The following is a 20426-nucleotide window of genomic DNA, read 5'->3' on the forward strand; positions in this document are numbered from 1 at the left end:
GATCGCCCCCACAACCGGAAGCAAAACAGCCGCCGTGACTACACCACCCAGCGGGACATGACCATCGACTGTGTTCCTGCCGGGTGCGGACTGGTTCGTCGGGGCCGACCGGCAGAGGGTGAGGTGCGCGGCTGCTCCGGGAATCGCTGCCGCTCTCGTCAAGCGGGTGCGGACTGGTTCGTCGGGGTGGCCGCCGGGCGCGAAGGGGTAGGGGGCGGCGGTATAGGAACCGGCGATCGGCGCCTGTCCGGGGCAGGGTCGGAGCGGTCCGGCGTCGACCGGAGAGCCGATCGCATCCGATTGCAGGAAAGTCCCACACAACGAGGCGCTGAGGGAGGGGATGGCGGGACTTTCCTGCGATCGGCGAGGAGGCCGGGGGGGGGGTGGGGCACCAACTTTGGCAAAGTTGCGTTCTGGCAGGCTGGGGGCGCGCGGGGTGCGCGATGCGCCCCCTGGGAGTGAGGTGCCGGGCCCTCCGGCAGGCACGTGGCCGGTGAGCGAACGGTTCGTCGCTGGCGGCGGGCAACCGTGGTGCTAGAGGGGCGGCAATCCCGCGACGCTGGGCCCGAGGGCCCAGGTGCCAAGGTGCCCAGGTGTCAGGACGGCAGCCACCAGCAGAGAGCGGCGGCTCGCGCCAGCTGGTGCCCCGGCGGCAGCCGCCAGCGAGACGCGCCAGCCGACGCCTGGGGTGGCAGTCGCCAGCGGAGAGCGGGTCGCCCCAGTCGGTGCCAGGGTCGCCAGCCGCCAGCGGAGAGCGGCTCGGGCCACCTGGGGCCAGGGCCGGCAGCCGCCAACTGAGAGCGAGACGCGCCAGCCGATGCCCGGGGTGGCAGCCGCCAGCTGAGAGCGGGGCGCCCCAGTCGGTGCCCGGGTGGCAGCCGCCAGCCGAAAGTTCGACGCGCCAGCCGAGAGCGCGGCTCGTGCCACCCGGTGCCAGGGCCGGCAGCCGTTAGGCGAGAGCGAGCTGCGTCAGTTGGTGCGTGGGGTGGCAGCCGCCAGCCGAGAGCGCGGCTCGTGCCACCCGGTGCCAGGGCCGGCAGCCGTTAGGCGAGAGCGAGCTGCGTCAGTTGGTGCGTGGGGTGGCAGCCGCCAGCCGAGAGCGCGGCTCGTGCCACCCGGTGCCAGGGCCGGCAGCCGTTAGGCGAGAGCGAGCTGCGTCAGTTGGTGCCTGGGGTGGCGGACGCGAGGCGAGAGTGGGGCGCGTCAGCCGGTGTCCGGGGCGGCAGCCGCCAGCCGAGAGCGAGACGCGCCAGCCGGTGCCGGGGACCGGCACCTGACTCTGACTCTGACTCTGACTCCGAGACGGCGCATCGCGCATCCCGCGCGCCCCCCGCCTGCCAGAACACAACTTTGCCGAAGTTGGTGCCCCACCCCCCGGCCCCACACCGGAATGCAGAAAAGTCCCGCCGTACTCGCCCTCCGCCCGGCGTGGCGTGGGACTTTCCTGCAATCCCCTCCGCAACCGGCCGACTGGCACCCGCCGACAGCGGCTGCCAACCCCGCACGCCCCGCCCTCTGGCGCCCGCCCCGGCAGATACGGTCCACAGGCGCTTGACGAGACCGGCACCCCGACCCAACGGGCTGCGCACCTCACCCTCCGGCGGCCACCCCCGACGAACCAGTCCGCACTCGCTTGACGAGAGCGGCAGGCCAAACTAACCCGCTGCGCAGCTCACCCTCTGCCGGTCGGCCCCGACGAACCAGTCCGCACCCGGCAGGAACACAGTCGATCCCACGGCGCCTGGTCGAGAGTCCCGCTCCCGGGCCGTCCGGTCGTCTTCCCTCGCGCGGTGGAGGGACGGGAGTCAAGGGTGGAGCGCAGCGGAATCGGCGCAGCCGACGCGACGTAGGAGCGCCCTTTACGCCCGGCCCGCAACCGCCAAACTCCGGAGAACCGGACGGCACCGGTAACCCACCCCGTCGCCGGACCAGCACAGCACCCCCCGCCCGGACGTCAGTTGGCCGCGCGGACGTCCGTGACGAAGGCCGACCAGGCCCCGGCGCCGATGAGCAGGGCGGGGCCCTCGGGGTTCTTGCTGTCCCGCACCGGGACGACGCCGGGGACTCCGTCGGCTACCTCGACGCAGTTGTCGCTGTCGCCGCTGCTGTAGGTGCTCTTGCGCCAGCGGGTGTCGCTCAGGTCGTACTCGCGCATCGTCTGTAGTCCTTTGCCACCGACTCGATCAGGGCCAGGGACGCCCTCGGCGACTCCGCGACGGCCCTGAGCAGATCGTAAGCCGCCTGTACGCGCTTCACCACAGCTGGATCGTCCAGCAGATTCGCCGAATTCACGGCCTCTGTATAGACAGTTGGCGGCGCGTCCTCGAACTCCATGAGCTTCATCATCTTGCCCATCTTCGGGTACGCCCCCGCCGCGAACGGGATCACCTGGACCAACACCTTGCGCTCCCGCATCATCGAGGCGAGACGTTCCAGTTGCTCGGCCATGGTGGTGGCCCCACCGACCCGTGTGCGCAGGACGGTCTCGTGGAGGACCACCCAATACTTGGGACGTGTAGCGTCCTTGAGGATCACGGCGCGGTCCATGCGTGCCCTCAGAAACTCTTCGGCGTACTCCTCGGTGGCCAGCGGATTGCTCGCGACGAAGAGAGCGCGTGCGTACTCAGGAGTCTGCAGGAGTCCCGGGATCAGAGCTGGTTCGAACTCGGAGAGCTGTGTCGCCAGCCGCTCAAGCTCCACCACGTGCGCAAAGCACTCCGTATACGGCTGATCCCTAATCAGCTTGCGCCACATCCGCTCGAAAAAGCCGTCGGTTTGTAGGATCTCGTCCAGCCTCTGTGCTACATCCAACTGTGGTTTCCGAATGGCCTGTTCGAATTGGCCGATGTAGCCGCCGGAAACAAATACCTGTACCCCCAGTGCCGACTGGGTGAAACCGGCGTCCTCCCGGCGACGCTTCAGCTCTGCGCCGAAGAACTCCCACGCTGCTTGACGTGAACCATTGGCCATGGCCAACCACCCTTCGCTGCGCCGCAGTTGTAGGGCGCAGACACCTGCCGAGTGTAGGGCTGACCCGTCACCATCGAGACACGAAGCGTGAAATCCGATGGGAAAGGGGAGCCACGTCATGAGTGAAAGCAGGGAGCACTCGGCGCTATGCGTCGAAGAAGCGGAGGACACCGTGAAGGAATTGCGTTCCGCACTCGCGAGGGCCGGAATTATTCTCCCGTCATTGCGGATCGACCCCACATCCCGGGCCCGCGAAGCGCCCTGTCCGCGCATCGAATTGGGCGGATGTTCCGTCGATACGGCCGCACGCCTCGCCGCCGCGCTGCCACACGGCGCCGGCGTCGAAAGCGAGGATCCGAAGTGGACCTGAATCGCGATGCGGGGCCACAAGAACTCCCCGTAGGCGCCTACGCCGTGGATACCCGTACCGGACAAGTCGGCAGGGTCATGGGCAGCGAAGGGCCCTACGTCCAGCTCCGCCCCTTCGGCGGCGGGCGGGAGTGGGACTGTGCGCCGGACGCGCTCAGGACCGCCACCGACTCCGAGCGGATCAGCGCCGCCACCGCCTACGTGAACGCACGGAGCCGGGGTGAAGTCCCGTGACGTAAGGTGCGGGCGCATGGCCATATGGAAGTGGAGCAAGCCGAAGGTCGAGTCCAGATATCCGGCGCCGCTCACCATGCACCAGCTCTGGATGGTGTCGCTGAGCGCGCCGGTCAGCAGGGACAAGGACGCCTCCCGGACGACCCTGTATCCGTTCAGCCGTATCGATGACCGCAAGGCCGAGAAGTGGCTGGCCGAGCAGTGGGAGATCACCGCGCCCGGGCAACTGCTCGGGCGCCTGAACGGGCTCGCGAGCACCGGATATCGCGCCATGGCCCAGCGGCGCCTCGGCGTCGCACCGCTGGCCTGGGACATCGCGCTCTACGTGGACATCTCACGGCGCGGCTTCGCCTGCGGGATGCTGAGCGAGGCCGACACCTGGGCCCGGCTCAAGAACGTCGTACCGACCGTCGCCGGCACGTACTCCTCCTGGCGGGAGTACGCCGACCACTACCTCCTCGGCCGGCAGGTCTGGCGGGACAGCCTCAGCGGCACCGGGGACCAGGACTTTCCCGCGCCCCAAGCTGTTTCCGACGCCCACCTCCAGGCCCTCCTCGACCCGGCGAACCGGACGAGCCCGTGGACCCTCGCCCCCTGGGAGGCCATCAGCCGCCCGGACCACGCCCGCCCCGCCCGCCGGCGTTAGTGCTGCTGCGGCTTCTGCGGGGTCGCCTCGCTCGGGCGCACGATGACGTACCCCTCGCCCCGCAGCATCAGCTGCACCGCCTCCCCGGAACCGCCCCTGAGCATCGAGCCGACGGACTGCGAGCGGTGCAGGGAGGTGTCCAGGTTCGCGGTCCAGCCGACGACCGCGTCCGTGTCGACGTACACCGGCTGCTGGGGCGAGACCGGGATCACCAGCGGGTTGCCGTCGCAGACCAGGCCGAGCTGCCCGGCGCCCGTGAAGACACTGTTGAACAGGCCGCCGCCCGTGACGCCCGCGCCCTTCACCGTCTTGATCTCGTACGAGAGGGTCGCGTCGAAGCACAGGACGTTGCGGCCGTTGACGGTGAGGACGTCGCCCGGCTCGATGTCGACGATGAAGCAGTTCTGCGCCTCGTTCGCGAACCACGCCTCGCCCTGGCCGCGCACCGCCATGAGGGGCAGGCCCTCGCCGGTCATCGCCCGCTTGAGCATGCCGCCCACGCCCTGGCCCTTGCGCTCGAACTGCAGGTCGCCGCGGTAGGCGATCATCGCGCCCTGCCGTGCGTGCATCTCGCCGTTGACCGCGTACTTGATGGACTTGGCGTTCTGCAGGGTCATCCCGGGGGCGACGGCCTGCTGCGCCATGTGCTCGCTGGAGAACAGCTCACTCTTCATGCGGGCATTTTGTCAGGTGTCAGTCATATCGCCAGAGGGTCGGACGCCCCAGTACGGCTGCCGGTGACCCCGGCCCCGGCTGCCGGTGACCCCGGCCCCGGCTGTCCGACCCGTACGCGAGAATGGGGTCCATGAGTCTGTTCCGTGATGACGGCATCGTGCTGCGCACCCAGAAGCTGGGTGAGGCGGACCGCATCATCACGCTGCTCACCCGCAGTCACGGCCGGGTCCGCGCCGTCGCCCGCGGCGTGCGGCGCACGAAATCCAAGTTCGGGGCGCGGCTGGAACCCTTCTCCCACGTCGACGTGCAGTTCTTCGCGCGCGGCAGCGAACTCATCGGGCGCGGACTTCCGTTGTGCACGCAGAGTGAGACCATCGCTCCGTACGGTGGCGGGATCGTCACCGACTACGCCCGCTACACCGCGGGTACGGCCATGCTGGAGACGGCGGAACGGTTCACCGATCATGAGGGCGAGCCCGCCGTGCAGCAGTATCTGCTGCTCGTGGGCGGCCTTCGGACCCTCGCCAACGGCGAGCACGAGCCGCATCTCATCCTCGACGCGTTCCTTCTCCGCTCCCTCGCCGTGAACGGCTACGCGCCCAGCTTCGACTCCTGCGCGAAGTGCGGAATGCCCGGACCGAACCGGTTCTTCTCCGTGGCCGCGGGCGGCTCCGTCTGCGCCGACTGCCGGGTGCCCGGCAGCGTCGTACCCTCGTTGGAAGCCCTCGGCCTGCTCGGCGCGCTGCTCACCGGAGACTGGGAGACGGCGGACGCGTGCGAGGCGCGGCATGTCAGGGAGGGCAGTGGGCTTGTTTCCGCCTATCTGCACTGGCACTTGGAGCGCGGGCTCCGCTCATTGCGGTACGTAGAGAAAACCACGTAAGCACGTCACGTACAGAGAACAGCTAGGTAGGAGAGAGCCCCCCATGGCACGACGCGGAATCCTCGGACGGTCCCGCCGTGAGTACAAGGTCCCCGAGCCGCACCCCTCGGGCGCCCGCCCGCCGAAGATCCCCGGCGAGCTGGTGCCGCAGCATGTGGCGTGCGTCATGGACGGCAACGGACGCTGGGCCAAGGAGCGGGGGCTGCCGCGCACCGAGGGGCACAAGGTGGGCGAGGGCGTCGTCCTCGACGTGCTCAAGGGCTGCCTGGAGATGGGCGTCAAGAACCTCTCGCTCTACGCCTTCTCGACCGAGAACTGGAAGCGCTCGCCCGACGAGGTCCGCTTCCTGATGAACTTCAACCGCGACGTCATCCGGCGCCGGCGCGACGAGATGAACGAGCTGGGCATCCGTATCCGTTGGGTGGGGCGCATGCCCAAGATGTGGAAGTCCGTCGTCCAGGAGCTCCAGATCGCCCAGGAGCAGACCGTCGACAACGACGCGATGACCCTGTACTTCTGCGTCAACTACGGCGGGCGTGCCGAGATCGCGGACGCCGCGCAGGCCATCGCGCGCGACGTGGCCGCGGGCAGGCTCGATCCCTCGAAGGTGAACGAGAAGACCTTCGCCAAGTACATGTACTACCCGGACATGCCGGACGTGGACCTGTTCCTGCGCCCGAGCGGCGAGCAGCGCACGTCCAACTACCTGATCTGGCAGTCCAGTTACGCCGAGATGGTCTTCCAGGACGTCCTGTGGCCCGACTTCGACCGGCGCGACCTGTGGCGCGCCTGCCTGGAGTACGCCGGGCGCGACCGCCGCTTCGGCGGGGCGATCCCGAACGAGGAAGAGATCGCGAACAGCTGACGCGGACGCAGGGTGGGCCCGCACCGAATCCGGTGCGGGCCCACCCTGCGTTCAGCTCACGTCACTTCTGCGCGCACTCCGCGCATGTGCCGAAGATCTCGACCGTGTGCGCCACGTTCACGTACCCGTGCTCGGAGGCGATCGCCTCGGCCCACTTCTCGACCGCCGGGCCCTCGACCTCGACCGCCTTGCCGCACACCCGGCAGACCAGGTGATGGTGGTGGTCGCCGGTGGAGCAGCGGCGGTAGACCGACTCGCCCTCGTCGGTGCGGAGCACGTCGACCTCGCCGGCGTCGGCGAGGGACTGGAGCGTGCGGTAGACCGTGGTCAGGCCCACCGAATCGCCTTTGTGTTTGAGCATGTCGTGCAGGTCCTGCGCACTGCGGAACTCGTCCACCTCGCCCAGGGCCGCCGCCACCGCGGCGCGCTGCCGGGTGGATCGGCCTCGTACCGGGGGTCCCGCAGCTGTTGTCACAGGTGCCTCCTCAACTGATGACTCGCACGATCGCCCGCACATCTTTCATATCCCGTCGGGCCATTGTGCCAGCTCGTGCCAGCTCGCTCTCAGACGGTGACCTCGTCCGCCGGGCGCCGCGCGCCGGGAACGTCCTTGCCGACGTCCTTGCCGGCGTCCGCCGTGCATGTCGCGTCCGCGGCGGCCACGGCCCGTGCCCGGCGCCTGGCCAGGGGGGTCGCGAGCGCCGTCAGGACGACGAAGACGCCGATCGCCATCAGGACGATCGTCGCTCCGGGCGGCACGTCCTGGTAGTACGAGGTGACCGTGCCGGAGAGGGTCACGGCGGTGCCGATGACCACCGACAGGACGAACGTCACCTTGAACGAGCGGGTGATCTGCTGGGCCGCCGCGACCGGCACCACCATGAGCGCGCTCACCAGGAGCAGGCCCACGACGCGCATCGCGACGGTGACCGTGACGGCGGCGGTGACGGCGATGAGCAGGTTGAGCGCACGCACGGGCAGCCCGGTGACCCGCGCGAACTCCTCGTCCTGGCTCACCGCGAACAGCTGCTTGCGCAGGCCGATCGTGACGAGGACCACAAAGGCGGCGAGCAGGCAGATCGCCGTGACGTCGGAGTCCGAGACCGTCGAGAGCGAGCCGAAGAGGTACGAGGAGAGATTGGCGTTCGAGCCGGTGTCCGAGAGGTTGATCAGCAGGACACCGCCCGCCATACCGCCGTAGAAGAGCATCGCGAGGGCGATGTCGCCGCGCGTCTTGCCGTACGCCCTGATCAGCTCCATCGTCACCGCGCCGACGATCGAGACCAGCGTGGCCATCCACACCGGGCTGGAGTTCAGCAGGAAGCCGAGGCCGACGCCCGTCATGGCGATGTGGCCGATGCCGTCGCCCATCAGGGCCTGGCGGCGCTGGACGAGGTAGATGCCGATGGCGGGGGCCGTGATGCCGACGAGGACGGCGGCGATCAGCGCCCGCTGCATGAATTCGGTCTGGAAGATTTCCATCATCATCAGGTCAGCAGTCCCGTGCGGATCGGCTCGTGCTCGTCGGCCGAGTGCGGATGTACGTGGTCGTGGCCGGGCAGGGCGTGCTGGCCGACCGCCTTCGGGGGCGGGCCGTCGTGCGTCACGCAGCCGTCGCGCAGGACGACCGCGCGGTCGATCAGCGGCTCCAGGGCGCCGAGCTCGTGCAGTACGAGCAGGACCGTCGTACCGGCCGCCACCTGCTCGCGCAGCGTCTGCGCGAGGATCTCCTGGCTGGCCAGGTCGACGCCCGCCATCGGCTCGTCCATGATCAGCAGCTCCGGCTCGGAGGCGAGCGCGCGGGCGATGAGGACGCGCTGGTGCTGGCCGCCGGAGAGGGCGCTCACGGAGTCCTTGGCGCGGTCGGCGAGACCGACGAGCCCGATGGCCCGGTCGACCGCCGCGCGGTCGGCCTTCGTCGTCCAGCCCAGCTTCGTGAGCTTCGTGCGCGAGAGGCGGCCCGACGAGACGACCTCGCGGATCGTCGCGGGGACGCCGCTCGCGGCCGTGGTGCGCTGCGGTACGTAGCCGATGCGGGCCCACTGCCTGAAGCGCTTCAGGGGGGTGCCGAAGAGGCTTATGTCACCGCCGGTCAGGGGGACTTGGCCGATCACGGAGCGGACGGCGGTGGACTTGCCCGAGCCGTTCGCGCCGAGCAGGGCGACGACCTCACCGGGCTTGACGGTGAGGTCGATGCCGCGCAGCACGGGGCGCGCGCCGAGGGTGGCCGTGGCCGCCCGCACGGATATGACGGGCGGGGTGGGCCCCGCTGTGTCCGGGGCTTTGTCGGCTCCCATGGCGTGCGCCTCCGATGCTGCTGCCTGCTGTTCGATCACTTCGCGCCGAGGGCCTTCTGCAGCGCGGCGAGGTTGGATTCCATGACCCCGATGTAGTCATCGCCCTTGGACTTGTCCGTAATTCCCTCGAGGGGGTCAAGGACGTCGGTCTTCAGGCCCGCGTCGTTCGCGAGGGTCTTGGCGGTCTTGTCGCTGGCGAGGGTCTCGAAGAACACCGTGGAGACCTTGTCCTCCTCGGCGATGTCCTGGAGCTCCTTGATGCGGGCGGGGCTCGGGTCCGACTCGGGGTCGATGCCGGAGATGCCCTCCTGGTCCAGGCCGTAGCGCTCGGCGAGGTAGCCGAAGGCGGAGTGCGTGGTGATGAAGGTCTTGGTCTTGGTGTCCTTCAGGCCGCCCTCGAACTTCGTGTTCAGGGCGTCCAGCTTCTCGACCAGGGCCTTCGTGTTCTTCTTGTACGCCGCCGCGTGGTCGGGGTCGGCCTTCTCCAGCGCCTTGCCTACGCCCTCGGCGACCTCGGCGTACTTCACCGGGTCGAGCCAGATGTGCGGGTCGGCGCCGGCTTCGCCTTCTTCGTCGTGGCCGTGCTCGTCTTCCTCGTGGCCGTGCTCGTCCTCGGCGTGCTTCTCGCCCTCGTGGCCGTGGTCGTGGCCGACCCCCGTGCCGTGCTTCTCCAGCTTGGTGAGGGTCGCGGCATCCACGGTGTTCTTCACGCCGGACTGGCCGATGGCGTCGTCGACGGCGGGCTGGATGCCCTTGAGGTAGAGGATGACGTCCGATTCGCCGAGGGTGGCGGTCTGCCTCGGGCTGAGCTCCAGGTCGTGCGGCTCGACACCCGGCTTGGTCAGGGTGTCCACGGAGACGTGGTCGCCGCCGATCTCCTGCGCCAGGTACTGCATGGGGTAGAACGACGCCGTCACGTTCAGCTTGCCGTCGTTCTTGTCCGCGGCGCTGGAGGAGGAGCAGGCGGACAGGGCCGTGAGGCCGAGGACCGTGGCGGAGGCGACAGCGGCGGTGGGTATCAGGCGACGTACGTTCATGACACTCATTTTCAACAAATCTGGAAACGATTGTCAACTAGCGGTTGGGACCGGGATGGACCGGTATCCGATTTGATTAGGGGGGTAAGGCCGCCGGTAACCTGAAGCATTCGCTTCGCCCACCGTCGTAATGAAGAGAGCACCGTGGCCGCCGACAAGATCGACAGCATCGTCAGCCTGAGCAAGCGCCGTGGCTTTGTTTACCCGTGCAGTGAGATCTACGGCGGCCAGCGCGCCGCCTGGGATTACGGGCCCCTCGGCGTCGAGCTCAAGGAGAACCTCAAGCGCCAGTGGTGGCGCTACATGGTCACCTCGCGCGAGGACGTAGTCGGCATCGACTCGTCGGTGATCCTGGCCACGGAGGTCTGGCAGGCCTCGGGTCACGTCGCGACGTTCTCCGACCCGCTGACCGAGTGCCTGTCCTGCCACAAGCGTCACCGCGCCGACCACCTGGAAGAGGCGTACGAGGCCAAGCACAACCGTCCGCCCGAGAGCCTGGCCGAGGTCAACTGCCCCAACTGCGGCACCAAGGGCCAGTTCACCGAGCCCAAGCAGTTCTCCGGCATGCTCTCCACGCACCTCGGCCCGACGCAGGACAGCGGCTCCGTCGCCTACCTGCGCCCCGAGACCGCGCAGGGCATCTTCACCAACTTCGGCCAGGTCCAGCAGACTTCGCGCAAGAAGCCGCCGTTCGGCATCGCGCAGATGGGCAAGTCCTTCCGCAACGAGATCACGCCCGGCAACTTCATCTTCCGGACCCGCGAGTTCGAGCAGATGGAGATGGAGTTCTTCGTCAAGCCGGGCGAGGACGAGAAGTGGCAGGAGTACTGGATGGAGCAGCGCTGGAACTGGTACACCGGCCTGGGCCTGCGCGAGGAGAACATGCGGTGGTTCGAGCACCCGAAGGAGAAGCTCTCCCACTACTCCAAGCGCACCGCTGACATCGAGTACCGCTTCCGCTTCGGCGGCAGCGAGTGGGGCGAGCTTGAGGGTGTCGCCAACCGCACGGACTACGACCTCTCCGCGCACTCCAAGGCGTCGGGCCAGGACCTGTCCTACTTCGACCAGGAGGCCGGCGAGCGCTGGACTCCGTACGTCATCGAGCCCGCGGCGGGCGTCGGCCGCACCATGCTCGCCTTCCTCCTCGACTCCTACATCGAGGACGAGGCCCCCAACGCCAAGGGCAAGCTGGAGAAGCGGACGGTCATGCGCTTCGACCACCGCATCGCCCCGGTGAAGGTCGCGGTGCTCCCGCTCTCCCGCAACCCCGAGCTGTCGCCGAAGGCCAAGGGCCTCGCGACCGCCCTGCGGCAGAACTGGAACATCGAGTTCGACGACGCGGGCGCCATCGGCCGCCGCTACCGCCGCCAGGACGAGATCGGCACGCCGTACTGCGTGACGGTCGACTTCGACACCCTGGACGACAACGCGGTCACGGTCCGCGAGCGTGACTCGATGAAGCAGGAGCGGGTCTCCCTCGACCAGATCGAGGGCTACCTCGCCTCGCGCCTGGTGGGTTGCTGACGCCTCCAGCCCTCTCGGCGTCCGCCGCTGAGTGAAGGTTGAAAGAAGCCCCCGGTTCCGACTCGGAACCGGGGGCTTCTGCTGCACACTGTTCGCCATGCCTTCGATGACCACGAGCAAGGTCAGCAGATGGGACCAGCACGGGCGCGAGCATGTCGTGCACGTGCGAAAGGCGGGCGTCCAGCGGCAGTTGCGCTGCGATACGTGCGGCTGGGGGAAACGGGTCCAGTTCCTGCCGTGGCTCAAGGCGGAGGAACATCTCGCCGGGGAGCATCAGGCGACGGTGGATCCCTCGGTGCCGTGAGCGCGGATCGGTGCCGTGGGCGCGGAGGTGAGCGGCCGTATCCGCTCCCGGCGTCAGCCGAACCGCCGCACGAATCTACGCTGCCACGGGGTCTCCACCGCCCGCGGCGCATAGTGCTCCCGCACATACGCGACCGCCTCGGCGCCCGGCACTCCGTCCAGTACCGCGACGCACGCCAGCGCCGTTCCCGTACGCCCCTGTCCGCCGCCGCACGCGACCTCGACCCGCTCGGTCTCCGCGCGCTCCCACGCCTCGCGCAGGGCGGCTGCCGTCGCCGTGCGGTCGGTGGGCAGGCGGAAGTCGGGCCAGCGCAGCCAGCGGGACTCCCAGTCCACGGTGGGCGGCTCCTTGCCGAGGAGGTACAGCGCGTAGTCCGGGGTCGGGCCCTCGGGGAGGGGGTGGCGCAGGCCCCGGCCGCGGATGAGGCGGCCCGAGGGGAGCCGCAGTACGCCTGATGCCGTGGGGTCCCAAGTCGCGGTCATGGCGCGAGAGTAGTCCGGCTCAGGGCCGCGTCGAGTGCTGGTCCGGGTGTGCTGTGTCCGCAGCCGGTCCTTGCGCGTCGGTCGCCAGGCGCTCGGCCGTCCGCCGTGCCGTCTTGCCCGCCCACCGGCCGCTCGTCAGCGCGCCGAGGAGCAGGACCGCGAGACCGCAGCCCGCGATGATCCACCAGGCGGGGCGGCTCGCCTCCGTGAAGGTGGCGGCGTACGACGAGGACCCCACCCCGGAGGCGAGGACCGCGCCGATGACCGCGACGCCCAGGGTCTGGCCGATCTGGCGGCTCGTGGAGGCGACGGCGGCGGCGACGCCTGCCTGGGCGCGGGGCATTCCGGAGACGGCGGTGTTGGTGATGGGGGCGTTCACGAAGCCGAAGCCGAGACCGAAGAGGACGTAGCCGATGAAGAGCGTCGCGTTCTCGGTCTCCGCGTCGAAGGCGGCGAACAGGACCCCCGAGACCGTCATCGAGACCCCCGCGATCAGGAGGGGCAGACGGGGGCCGCGGCTGCCGACCAGGCGGCCCGAGAGCGGGGCGCAGACCAGCGTCATCACGGCCATCGGCAGCATCCACACGCCCGCGTGCAGGGCGTTCAGGCCGCGTACGTTCTGGAGGTACAGCGTGGAGAGGAAGAGGAACCCGCCGAGCGCGGCGAAGGCGCAGACCGCGATCACCGTGGCCCCGCTGAAGGGCGCCGAGCGGAAGAAGCGCAGGTCGATGAGGGGGTCCACGCGGCGCGGCTCGTAGAGGAGCAGACCGACGAGGGCGAGGAGCGCGACACCGGCGAACGCCATGATCAGCGGCGACGTCCAGCCCGCCGTCGGGGCCTCGATGATCGCGTACGTCAGGGCGCCGAGCAGCGCGATGACCAGGAGCTGGCCGACGGGGTCGGGGCGGCGCGGCCTGGGGGCGCGGGACTCGGGGACGTAGCGGATGGTGAGGAGCAGCGCCGCGAGGCCGACCGGCAGGTTGATCCAGAAGATGGAGCGCCAGCCGACGGAGTCCACCAGGAGGCCGCCCACGATCGGGCCCGCGGCCATGGAGATGCCGACCACCCCGCCCCACACGCCGATGGCGCGGGCCCGTTCGCGCGGATCGGTGAAGGTGTTGGTGATGATCGACATCGCGACCGGGTTGAGCATGGAGCCGCCGACGGCCTGCGCCATGCGGAAGGCCACGAGGGACTCGAGATTGGGCGCGAGGGAGCATGCGACGGACGCGACCGTGAAGATCACGAGCCCCACCTTGAAGATCTTCTGCCGCCCGACCCGGTCCGCCGTGGACCCCGCGAGCATGAGGAGCGCGGCGAGTACGAGGGTGTAGGCGTCGATCGTCCACTGCATCCCCGAGATGCTGGTCCCGAACTCCCGCGCCATGGTCGGCAGGGCGACGTTCAGAACGGTGTTGTCGAGGCTGACGATGAGCAGGCTCATGCAGCAGATGGCGAGAACGAGCATGCGTCGGCGGTGCGTCAGCTCTTGCGGGGACATGTATTCGACGGTATCCCGCCCCCTCGGCATCCCGCCCGCGGGCAACCACGACGGACCCGCACCGTGCCGAGGACCGTCCGGGGGCGCCCCGTGAGGGGCGCGGGGAACGGCGCGAGCAACCACGACGGGCCCGCACCGCACCCAGAGGCACCCGCACCCGCCCCGCACCGAGAGGCCCCCTCAGGCCAGCCGCCGAGGCAACCGCAGGCTAAGGAGTGCCAAGCCGATCAGCCCGATCAGTTGTGCCCCAAGGACGATCGCGAACGCGTCCCGCATGCCCGCGCCCGGCACCAGGGCCAGGAACAGGGAGCCCAGGGTGGCGACGCCGAGGGCCAGGCAGGACTGCTGGACCGTCGCCGCGAGCCCACTGCCCGCGCCCGCCTTCGCCGCCGGTACCGCGGCGAGCACGATGCGGTAGTAGAGGGCGAGCTGCACGCCCTGGCCGAGTCCGCACAGGGCCAGGCCGGGCGCCAGAACGAGCGGGGTCAGCGAGGCGTACGGCGTCCACAGCACCGTAAGGGCGATCAGCGCGAGCCCGGCGCCGTGCACCAGCGCGCACAGCGTCAGCGCGCGACTGCCGACGCGCGTCACCAGGCGCGGCGCCAGCATCGACGCCGCGAATTGCGCGACGCCCATGGGGATCAGGGTCAGGCCGGCCTTGAGAGGGCTGAAGCCCAGCCACTGCTGGAGCGCGACCGCGCTGACGAACATCCAGCCGGCGAAGCCGGTGAAGATGGGCAGCCCGAGGACCAGCCCCCTGCGCACGCCGGGCTCGCGAAGAAGCGAGGGAGGCAGCAGCGGGCTCCCGCCGGTGCGCTCGGCACGCAGCTCGACGCGGGCGAAGCACCAGGCGAGGAGCGGCGACGCGGCCAGGAACAGTACCGACCACAGGGGCCAGCCCGCGGCCCTGCCCTCGGTCAGCGGCAGCAGCAGCGCGATCAGCGTCGCGGCGAGCAGCAACGTGCCGCCGATGTCGCTCCGGGTGGGCTGCCCGGCACGGCTGTCCGGCACCGAGCGCACCGCGCAGAGCAGCGCGGCGACCGCCACCGGCGCGTTCACCAGGAACACCGCGCGCCAGCCGCTGCCGGCCAGATCGGCGGAGACCAGGACGCCGCCGAGCACCTGGCCGAGGATGACGGAGATGCCGCCCACCGAGCCGTAGAGGGCGACCGCCTTCGAGCGCCGCTCGCCCCGCGTCGTCGCGTGGATGGTGGCGAGCACCTGCGGCAGCATCAGCGCGGACGCCGCGCCCTGGGCGACGCGCGCCCCCACCAGCCACCAGGCGCCGGGGGCGAGCCCGCAGGCCAGCGAGGTCACGCCGAAGGCGGCGACACCCCAGAGGAAGAGCCTGCGGCGCCCGTACGTGTCGCCGAGCCGCCCGCCGAGCACGAGCAGCACGGCGTACGCGACGGCGTAGCCCGCGACGACCATCTCCAGGGTGGCGGGGGAGGCGTGCAGGTCGTGTTCGATGCTGGGCAGGGCGACGTTGACGATGAAGAAGTCGATCATCGGGAGCGCGGCGCCGAGCAGGATGGTGACGAGGCCGAGCGGGGTCAGGGCGGGGGAAGCGGCTGCGGCGTGCGCGGTGGCCGGGGCGTGCGCGGTGGCCGGGGCGGGCTTCAGGACGCGTGCCGTGGAGTTCGTCAGGTTCACGAGTACGACGCTCGTCGAACATTCAGCCTGGTACCAGAGTCTCTTTATCCTGGTACCTGCACTACCTGGAAACAGGGTCGGAGTGCGGGCAAGCTGTCCCCATGCCCGTTCCCGCGTCCCTTCCCGCGCCCGTTCACACGGACACCGCGGCGCCTGCCCCGCAGGGCGACCGCATCCGCCGCAGCGAGCTCGCCGACTTCCTCCGCAGCCGCCGCGAGCGCATCACGCCCGAGCAGGCGGGCCTGCCGCGCGGCAAGCGCCGCCGCACGCCGGGCCTGCGCCGCGAGGAGGTCGCGCATCTCTCCACGGTCGGCGTCACCTGGTACACGTGGCTGGAGCAGGGCCGCGCCATCCACGTGTCGGCCCAGGTGCTCGACGCGCTGTCCCGCGCCCTGATGCTGGACGCCGGTGAGCGCGCCCACCTCTTCCAGCTCGCGGGCACGGCCGACCCCTCGCCGGCCGCCGAGATCGCGTCGGTCCCGCAGGGCCTGCTGCGGATCGTCACGCAGCTGGAGCCGTACCCCGCCTGCGTCCAGAACGCCCGCTACGACATCCTCGCCTACAACGCCACGTACGGAAATCTCCTCGCCGACCTCGACGTGCTGCCGCCCGAGGACCGCAACTGCATGTGGCTGACCTTCACGCATCCCGCCTGGCAGGCCGCCATGGAGGACCGGGACGAGACGATGCGCCGGATGGTCGCGCGCTTCCGGGCGCGGATGGCCGGGCACCTCGCGGACCCGGCGTGGAAGACGCTGCTCAGGAGGATGCGCAAGGCGTCACCGGTCTTCTGCGAACTGTGGGAGCGGCACGAGGTGATGCAGGCCGTCGACCAGTCGAAACGGTTCAACAACTCCGCGGTGGGCCCGCTGCACTTCACGTACCACGGCCTGTGGCTCGGCCCGGCCGAGGGACCGCGCCTGGGCACGTACGTCCCGGCGGACGCCCGCTCGCAGACGGCCACGGAGGAGCTGTACCGCCTGGTGAAGGAGGGCCGCGTGGGCAGCCGCGCGAGCGGCGGCGCCGGCAGCGGTACGGGCGGTCCCGCGGGCGGCCGTACGGGCAGTCCCGCGGATGAGGGACAATGAGAGGTCTGCCCCGGCTTTCCACGCCGCACCGAACAGTCTGCCCCGGAGGAACCCGCGCCATGGAGCCCCAGCTTCAGATCGGCCCGCACGCCGTGCGGCCGCCCGTCGTGCTCGCGCCCATGGCGGGCATCACGAACGCGCCGTTCCGGACGCTGTGCCGTGAGTTCAGCGGGGGCAAGGGTCTCTTCGTCAGCGAGATGATCACGACGCGCGCCCTGGTCGAGCGCAACGAGAAGACCATGCAGCTGATCCACTTCGACGAGACCGAGAAGCCGCGGTCCATCCAGCTGTACGGCGTCGACCCCGCGACGGTCGGCAAGGCGGTCCGCATGATCGCCGAGGAGAACCTCGCCGACCACATCGACCTGAACTTCGGCTGCCCCGTCCCCAAGGTCACCCGCAAGGGCGGCGGCTCCGCCCTCCCGTACAAGAGGCCGCTCCTTCGCGCGATCCTCCGCGAGGCGGTCGCAGGGGCAGGTGACCTGCCGGTCACGATGAAGATGCGCAAGGGCATCAACGACGAGCACATCACCTTCCTCGACGCGGGCCGCATCGCCGTCGAGGAGGGCGTCACGGCGATCGCCCTGCACGGCCGCACCGCCGCCCAGCACTACGGCGGCACCGCCGACTGGGACGCCATCGCCCGCCTCAAGGAGCACGTCCCCGAGATCCCCGTCCTCGGCAACGGCGACATCTGGTCCGCCGCCGACGCGCAGCGGATGATGAGGGAGACCGGCTGCGACGGCGTCGTGGTGGGCCGCGGCTGTCTCGGCCGCCCCTGGCTCTTCGGCGACCTGGTGGCCGCCTTCGAGGGCACGGGCGCGCCCAAGGCCCCGGACCTGCGCGAGGTCTCGAAGGTCATGATCCGCCACGCGACCCTGCTCGGCGAGTGGATCGGCGACGAGGCGCGCGGCGTCATCGACTTCCGCAAGCACGTGGCCTGGTATCTCAAGGGCTTCGCCGTCGGCTCGGAGATGCGCAAGCGCCTCGCGATCACCTCGTCCCTCGCCGAACTCGAAGACGGGCTCGGCGAGTTGGACCTCGACCAGCCGTGGCCCACGGGCGCGGACGGCCCGCGCGGCCGTACGTCGGGCAACAACCGCGTGGTCCTGCCGGACGGCTGGCTGAAGGACCCGTACGACTGCGCAGGCATCAGCGAGGACGCGGAGCTGGACACGTCCGGCGGCTGACGCGTCTACGCGCCTGAGCGTCTACGCGCCTACGCCAGGGCGACCGTGACGGGAAGCTCCTTGATCCCGTTCACGAAGTTCGACCGCACCCGCCGCACCTCGCCCGCGACCCGGATGTCCGCGAGCCGCGGCAGCAGCTCCTCGAACATGATCCGCATCTCCAGGCGGGCCAGGGAGTTGCCCAGGCAGAAGTGCGGGCTGCCCTTGCCGAAGGTGAGGTGGTCGATGTTCTCGCGGGTGACGTCGAAGCGGTACGGGTCGGGGAAGACGTCCGCGTCACGGTTCCCCGACGCGAACCAGAGCACCACCTTGTCGCCCTCCCTGATCAGCTTGCCGCCGAGCTCCACGTCCCGGGTCGCCGTGCGCCGGAAGTGATAGACGGGCGAGGCCCAGCGCAGGCACTCCTCGACGCCGCCCGGGATGAGCGAGGGGTCGGCGGTGAGCCTGGCGCGCTCCCGCGGGTGGTCGATCAGCGCGAGCATGGAGTGCGAGATGGCGTGCCGCGTCGTCTCGTTGCCCGCGACGACGAGCAGCAGGAAGTAGTTGTCGAAGTCGGTGTCGGAGAGCGGGATGCCGTCTTTGGGCGAGTTGTTGACCAGCGTGCTCACCAGATCCGTGCCGCTCCCGCCGCGCCGCTCGGCGGCCAGCTTCCGCCCGTACTCGAAGACTTCGAGCGCGGCGGGTGAGCGGAAGGGCAGATCGCGGTACTGCTCGCTCTCCGCGCTCTCCAGGAGCACGTCGGCGTAGTCGGGGTCCGTGTTGCCGATGATGCGGTTGCCCCAGTCGATGAGCTGCTGGGTGTCCTCCCCAGGAACGTCGAGCATCCGCGCGAGCACGTTGATGGGGAAGTCGGCGGAGACCTCCTTCACGAAGTCGAAGGTCCCTTTGGGGAGCGCCGCGTCGAGGGTGCGGGCGGTGAGGCCGCGCAGGAACGACTCGTACGTGGCGACCGCGCGCGGCGTGAACTGTTTCTGCAGGATCAGCCGCATCGCGCGGTGCCGCATGCCGTCCGTCTCCAGGAGGGAGCGGCGCAGGGCGATCTGGTCCTCGTCGACCTCTTCGAGGTTGGTGAACCGCATCGAGGTGAAGGTCTCCGGATCGCGGTCCACGCGCACGATGTCCTCGTGCCGGGTGACGGCCCAGAAGCCGGAGTTGGGCGCGGGCTCGGGCTGCCAGTGGACGGGGTCCTCCCGGCGCAGCACGTCGAACATCCGCCAGGGCAGCGTGCCGTCGGTGAACTTGTCGTTGTCGGAGAGGTCGACGTCGGACAGGGCAAGGGGCGCGGACCCCGTGACCGTACTCATGGACGTACTCCTTCGGTGCTCGAATCGCGGTTCTCGGGCCGGGCACGCCGCGGCGCGGCGCGGTCAGATGAGGAAGGCGTACTCCGTGAACTCCCATTCCGTGACGTGCTGCCGGAAGCGCTCGATCTCATTGCGCTTGTACGTGAGGAAGGCGCCGGTGAACTCCGCGCCCAGGAGCCCGGTCAGTGCCGCGTCGGACTCCAGGGCGTCGAGCGCGGCGCCGAGCGTGCCGGGGAGGCCGGGCGCGGAATCCTCCTGGTAGCCGTAGCCCTCCAGAGGCGCCGGCGGCTCCGGCTTGTCGCGGATGCCGAGGAGGAGGGCGGCGACGGCGCCCGCCACGGCGAGGTAGGGATTGGCCGACGCGTCGCCGAGCCGGAGTTCGAGGCGGGTCCCCGCGCCTCTCTCGGGCGGTATGCGGAGCATGGCGCTGCGGTTGTCGAGGCCCCAGTCGATCAGCCAGGGGGCGAGGGTGTCGGGGCCGAAGCGTTTGTACGAGTTGATGGTGGGGTTGAGCAGGGCGCTGAGCGCGGGGGCGTGGCGGAGAAGTCCGGCGATGGCGTGCCGGGCGGTGGCGGAGAGGCCGTCGGGGGATCGCGCGTCCGCGAAGACGTTGTGCCCCGCCGCGTCGGTGAGGGAGAGGTGCAGATGGAAGCCGTTGCCGCCGAGGCCGTTGAACGGCTTGGCCATGAAGGTCGCGAGCCGTCCCTCGCGGCGGGCCGTCTCCTTGACGGCGGCCTTGAAGCGGAAGGCGCGGTCGGCGGCGTCCAGGGCTTCGGAGTGGTCGAGGTTGATCTCGAACTGCCCGCCGTCGAACTCGTGGTTGCCCGCGATGACGCCGATGCCGAGGTCGGCGAGGGTGCGCAGGGTACGCAGGAGGTGGCCGTCGGGGTCGCCGCGGCGGCCCGCGCTGTATACGTTGCCCGTGGCGCCGCCGTAGACGGTCCACCCGGAGGGGGCTGCGGGGTCGGCCTCGCACAGGAAGTACTCCAGCTCGGGGCCGACGATCGGGGTCACGGCGCCGTCGGCGTACTCCTCCGCGCTCTCCAGCACGCGGCGCAGCAGGGCGCGCGGGGCTTCGGGGGCGGGTTCGCCGGTCGCGGGGTCGAAGGTGTCGCCCAGGCACCAGGCGACGCCGGGCTCCCAGGGCAGCGGCTGGAGCGTGGACAGGTCGGGTCGTACGGCGACGTCCGGCAGGCCGGCGTCGAGGCCGCCCGCTACGGGGACGACGTCTCCGCGGGGGGTGGTGTGGTAGACGGCGCGGCAGAAGGAGAGCCCGTGCTCGCATGCGCTCGGCAGGTGCCCTACGAGGATGTCGCGGCCGCGGTCGGCGCCGAGGAGGTCCGGGTAGACGACGCGGATCACGTCGGTGCCTTGTGCGCGGAGCGCTTCTACCGTTTCTGCTAC

21 protein-coding genes are annotated in these 20426 nt (G+C 70.2%); 9 read left to right on the forward strand and 12 right to left on the reverse strand.

Features of this window, described 5'->3' with window-relative positions:
* Window positions 1-1954: 1954 nt before the first annotated feature.
* Together IE226_RS11460 and IE226_RS11465 are read right to left on the reverse strand one after the other, a co-directional pair.
* On the reverse strand, window positions 1955-2155 hold the full coding sequence (locus tag IE226_RS11460) for a DUF397 domain-containing protein (RefSeq protein ID WP_190081022.1): 201 nt from the start codon (window positions 2153-2155) through the stop codon (window positions 1955-1957).
* Window positions 2137-2970 (reverse strand): helix-turn-helix domain-containing protein, encoded by an 834-nt coding sequence (locus IE226_RS11465; RefSeq protein ID WP_190081023.1) that lies wholly within the window; start codon window positions 2968-2970, stop codon window positions 2137-2139. The genes IE226_RS11460 and IE226_RS11465 overlap by 19 nt, the downstream gene beginning before the upstream one ends.
* Window positions 2971-3088: 118 nt before the next feature.
* On the opposite strand from IE226_RS11465, the gene IE226_RS11470 reads away from it, so the two are divergent.
* The 3 genes from IE226_RS11470 to IE226_RS11480 are packed head-to-tail and all read left to right on the forward strand — an operon-like array spanning window position 3089 to window position 4219.
* Complete coding sequence (locus tag IE226_RS11470; protein WP_190081024.1) at window positions 3089-3340, forward strand: hypothetical protein; 252 nt, start codon at window positions 3089-3091, stop codon at window positions 3338-3340.
* Window positions 3337-3573, forward strand: a complete 237-nt coding sequence (locus tag IE226_RS11475) for a hypothetical protein (protein WP_190081413.1) — start codon at window positions 3337-3339, stop codon at window positions 3571-3573. Before IE226_RS11470 ends, IE226_RS11475 begins: the two co-directional genes overlap by 4 nt.
* 16 nt (window positions 3574-3589) lie before the next feature.
* A complete protein-coding gene (locus tag IE226_RS11480) occupies window positions 3590-4219 on the forward strand; it encodes a DUF1266 domain-containing protein (RefSeq protein ID WP_190081025.1) in 630 nt (209 codons plus the stop codon).
* Here the strand turns inward: IE226_RS11480 and IE226_RS11485 are convergent.
* Window positions 4216-4893, reverse strand: coding sequence for an AIM24 family protein (locus IE226_RS11485; protein ID WP_190081026.1), 678 nt, complete (start codon window positions 4891-4893; stop codon window positions 4216-4218). The two genes, IE226_RS11480 and IE226_RS11485, sit on opposite strands and share 4 nt — an antisense overlap.
* Before the next feature lie 131 nt (window positions 4894-5024).
* Between IE226_RS11485 and recO the strand changes: the two genes are divergently transcribed.
* On the forward strand, window positions 5025-5777 hold the full coding sequence (gene recO, locus IE226_RS11490) for a DNA repair protein RecO (RefSeq protein ID WP_190081027.1): 753 nt from the start codon (window positions 5025-5027) through the stop codon (window positions 5775-5777).
* A 43-nt stretch (window positions 5778-5820) separates the two neighbouring features.
* Window positions 5821-6642, forward strand: a complete 822-nt coding sequence (locus IE226_RS11495; protein ID WP_190081028.1) for an isoprenyl transferase — start codon at window positions 5821-5823, stop codon at window positions 6640-6642.
* 61 nt (window positions 6643-6703) lie between these two features.
* Here IE226_RS11495 and IE226_RS11500 read toward each other — a convergent pair whose 3' ends face one another.
* The 4 genes from IE226_RS11500 to IE226_RS11515 are packed head-to-tail and all read right to left on the reverse strand — an operon-like array spanning window position 6704 to window position 9976.
* Window positions 6704-7159 carry a Fur family transcriptional regulator gene (locus IE226_RS11500; RefSeq protein WP_229870779.1) on the reverse strand — a complete coding sequence of 152 codons (456 nt, stop codon included), beginning with the start codon at window positions 7157-7159 and terminating at the stop codon, window positions 6704-6706.
* Window positions 7160-7206: 47 nt separating this feature from the next.
* On the reverse strand, window positions 7207-8124 hold the full coding sequence (locus IE226_RS11505; RefSeq protein ID WP_190081414.1) for a metal ABC transporter permease: 918 nt from the start codon (window positions 8122-8124) through the stop codon (window positions 7207-7209).
* 5 nt (window positions 8125-8129) lie between these two features.
* Window positions 8130-8939 carry a metal ABC transporter ATP-binding protein gene (locus IE226_RS11510; protein ID WP_190081030.1) on the reverse strand — a complete coding sequence of 270 codons (810 nt, stop codon included), beginning with the start codon at window positions 8937-8939 and terminating at the stop codon, window positions 8130-8132.
* A gap of 35 nt (window positions 8940-8974) precedes the next feature.
* On the reverse strand, window positions 8975-9976 hold the full coding sequence (locus IE226_RS11515; protein WP_190081031.1) for a metal ABC transporter substrate-binding protein: 1002 nt from the start codon (window positions 9974-9976) through the stop codon (window positions 8975-8977).
* Window positions 9977-10120: 144 nt separating this feature from the next.
* Between IE226_RS11515 and IE226_RS11520 the strand changes: the two genes are divergently transcribed.
* Both IE226_RS11520 and IE226_RS11525 read left to right on the forward strand, forming a co-directional pair.
* Window positions 10121-11500, forward strand: coding sequence for a glycine--tRNA ligase (locus IE226_RS11520; protein ID WP_190081032.1), 1380 nt, complete (start codon window positions 10121-10123; stop codon window positions 11498-11500).
* A 97-nt stretch (window positions 11501-11597) separates the two neighbouring features.
* Entirely contained in the window at window positions 11598-11804 is a 207-nt protein-coding gene (locus IE226_RS11525; RefSeq protein WP_190081033.1) for a hypothetical protein, read from the forward strand.
* A gap of 53 nt (window positions 11805-11857) precedes the next feature.
* Here the strand turns inward: IE226_RS11525 and IE226_RS11530 are convergent, their stop codons facing one another.
* The 3 genes from IE226_RS11530 to IE226_RS11540 all read right to left on the reverse strand — a co-directional run bounded on the left by IE226_RS11530 (window position 11858) and on the right by IE226_RS11540 (window position 15440).
* On the reverse strand, window positions 11858-12286 hold the full coding sequence (locus IE226_RS11530; protein WP_190081034.1) for a protein-tyrosine phosphatase family protein: 429 nt from the start codon (window positions 12284-12286) through the stop codon (window positions 11858-11860).
* A gap of 19 nt (window positions 12287-12305) precedes the next feature.
* Window positions 12306-13787, reverse strand: coding sequence for an MFS transporter (locus IE226_RS11535; RefSeq protein ID WP_190081035.1), 1482 nt, complete (start codon window positions 13785-13787; stop codon window positions 12306-12308).
* Between the two features lie 180 nt (window positions 13788-13967).
* Window positions 13968-15440, reverse strand: coding sequence for an MFS transporter (locus tag IE226_RS11540; RefSeq protein WP_373306929.1), 1473 nt, complete (start codon window positions 15438-15440; stop codon window positions 13968-13970).
* Window positions 15441-15541: 101 nt separating this feature from the next.
* On the opposite strand from IE226_RS11540, the gene IE226_RS11545 reads away from it, so the two are divergent.
* Window positions 15542-16528, forward strand: coding sequence for a helix-turn-helix transcriptional regulator (locus tag IE226_RS11545; protein ID WP_190081036.1), 987 nt, complete (start codon window positions 15542-15544; stop codon window positions 16526-16528).
* Window positions 16529-16587: 59 nt separating this feature from the next.
* The gene (gene dusB / locus IE226_RS11550; protein WP_190081037.1) at window positions 16588-17718 is read left to right on the forward strand and encodes a tRNA dihydrouridine synthase DusB; all 1131 of its coding nucleotides are present in this window, start codon (window positions 16588-16590) and stop codon (window positions 17716-17718) included.
* A 29-nt stretch (window positions 17719-17747) separates the two neighbouring features.
* On the opposite strand, the gene IE226_RS11555 is transcribed toward dusB, so the two are convergent.
* Entirely contained in the window at window positions 17748-19022 is a 1275-nt protein-coding gene (locus IE226_RS11555; RefSeq protein ID WP_190081038.1) for a cytochrome P450, read from the reverse strand.
* A 63-nt stretch (window positions 19023-19085) separates the two neighbouring features.
* Window positions 19086-20384 carry a glutamine synthetase family protein gene (locus IE226_RS11560; RefSeq protein ID WP_229870784.1) on the reverse strand — a complete coding sequence of 433 codons (1299 nt, stop codon included), beginning with the start codon at window positions 20382-20384 and terminating at the stop codon, window positions 19086-19088.
* Between the last annotated feature and the right edge of the window lie 42 nt (window positions 20385-20426).

Source organism: Streptomyces longisporoflavus (assembly GCF_014649775.1).
Classification (GTDB): domain Bacteria; phylum Actinomycetota; class Actinomycetes; order Streptomycetales; family Streptomycetaceae; genus Streptomyces; species Streptomyces longisporoflavus.

Coding starts and splice junctions, on each gene's coding strand:
- IE226_RS11460 (WP_190081022.1), bottom strand. CDS start 2,155: ATGCGCGAGTACGACCTGAGCGACACCCGCTGGCGCAAGAGCACCTAC.
- IE226_RS11465 (WP_190081023.1), bottom strand. CDS start 2,970: ATGGCCAATGGTTCACGTCAAGCAGCGTGGGAGTTCTTCGGCGCAGAG.
- IE226_RS11470 (WP_190081024.1), top strand. CDS start 3,089: ATGAGTGAAAGCAGGGAGCACTCGGCGCTATGCGTCGAAGAAGCGGAG.
- IE226_RS11480 (WP_190081025.1), top strand. CDS start 3,590: ATGGCCATATGGAAGTGGAGCAAGCCGAAGGTCGAGTCCAGATATCCG.
- IE226_RS11485 (WP_190081026.1), bottom strand. CDS start 4,893: ATGAAGAGTGAGCTGTTCTCCAGCGAGCACATGGCGCAGCAGGCCGTC.
- recO (WP_190081027.1), top strand. CDS start 5,025: ATGAGTCTGTTCCGTGATGACGGCATCGTGCTGCGCACCCAGAAGCTG.
- IE226_RS11495 (WP_190081028.1), top strand. CDS start 5,821: ATGGCACGACGCGGAATCCTCGGACGGTCCCGCCGTGAGTACAAGGTC.
- IE226_RS11500 (WP_229870779.1), bottom strand. CDS start 7,159: ATGTGCGGGCGATCGTGCGAGTCATCAGTTGAGGAGGCACCTGTGACA.
- IE226_RS11505 (WP_190081414.1), bottom strand. CDS start 8,124: ATGGAAATCTTCCAGACCGAATTCATGCAGCGGGCGCTGATCGCCGCC.
- IE226_RS11510 (WP_190081030.1), bottom strand. CDS start 8,939: ATGGGAGCCGACAAAGCCCCGGACACAGCGGGGCCCACCCCGCCCGTC.
- IE226_RS11515 (WP_190081031.1), bottom strand. CDS start 9,976: ATGAACGTACGTCGCCTGATACCCACCGCCGCTGTCGCCTCCGCCACG.
- IE226_RS11525 (WP_190081033.1), top strand. CDS start 11,598: ATGCCTTCGATGACCACGAGCAAGGTCAGCAGATGGGACCAGCACGGG.
- IE226_RS11530 (WP_190081034.1), bottom strand. CDS start 12,286: ATGACCGCGACTTGGGACCCCACGGCATCAGGCGTACTGCGGCTCCCC.
- IE226_RS11535 (WP_190081035.1), bottom strand. CDS start 13,787: ATGTCCCCGCAAGAGCTGACGCACCGCCGACGCATGCTCGTTCTCGCC.
- IE226_RS11545 (WP_190081036.1), top strand. CDS start 15,542: ATGCCCGTTCCCGCGTCCCTTCCCGCGCCCGTTCACACGGACACCGCG.
- dusB (WP_190081037.1), top strand. CDS start 16,588: ATGGAGCCCCAGCTTCAGATCGGCCCGCACGCCGTGCGGCCGCCCGTC.
- IE226_RS11555 (WP_190081038.1), bottom strand. CDS start 19,022: ATGAGTACGGTCACGGGGTCCGCGCCCCTTGCCCTGTCCGACGTCGAC.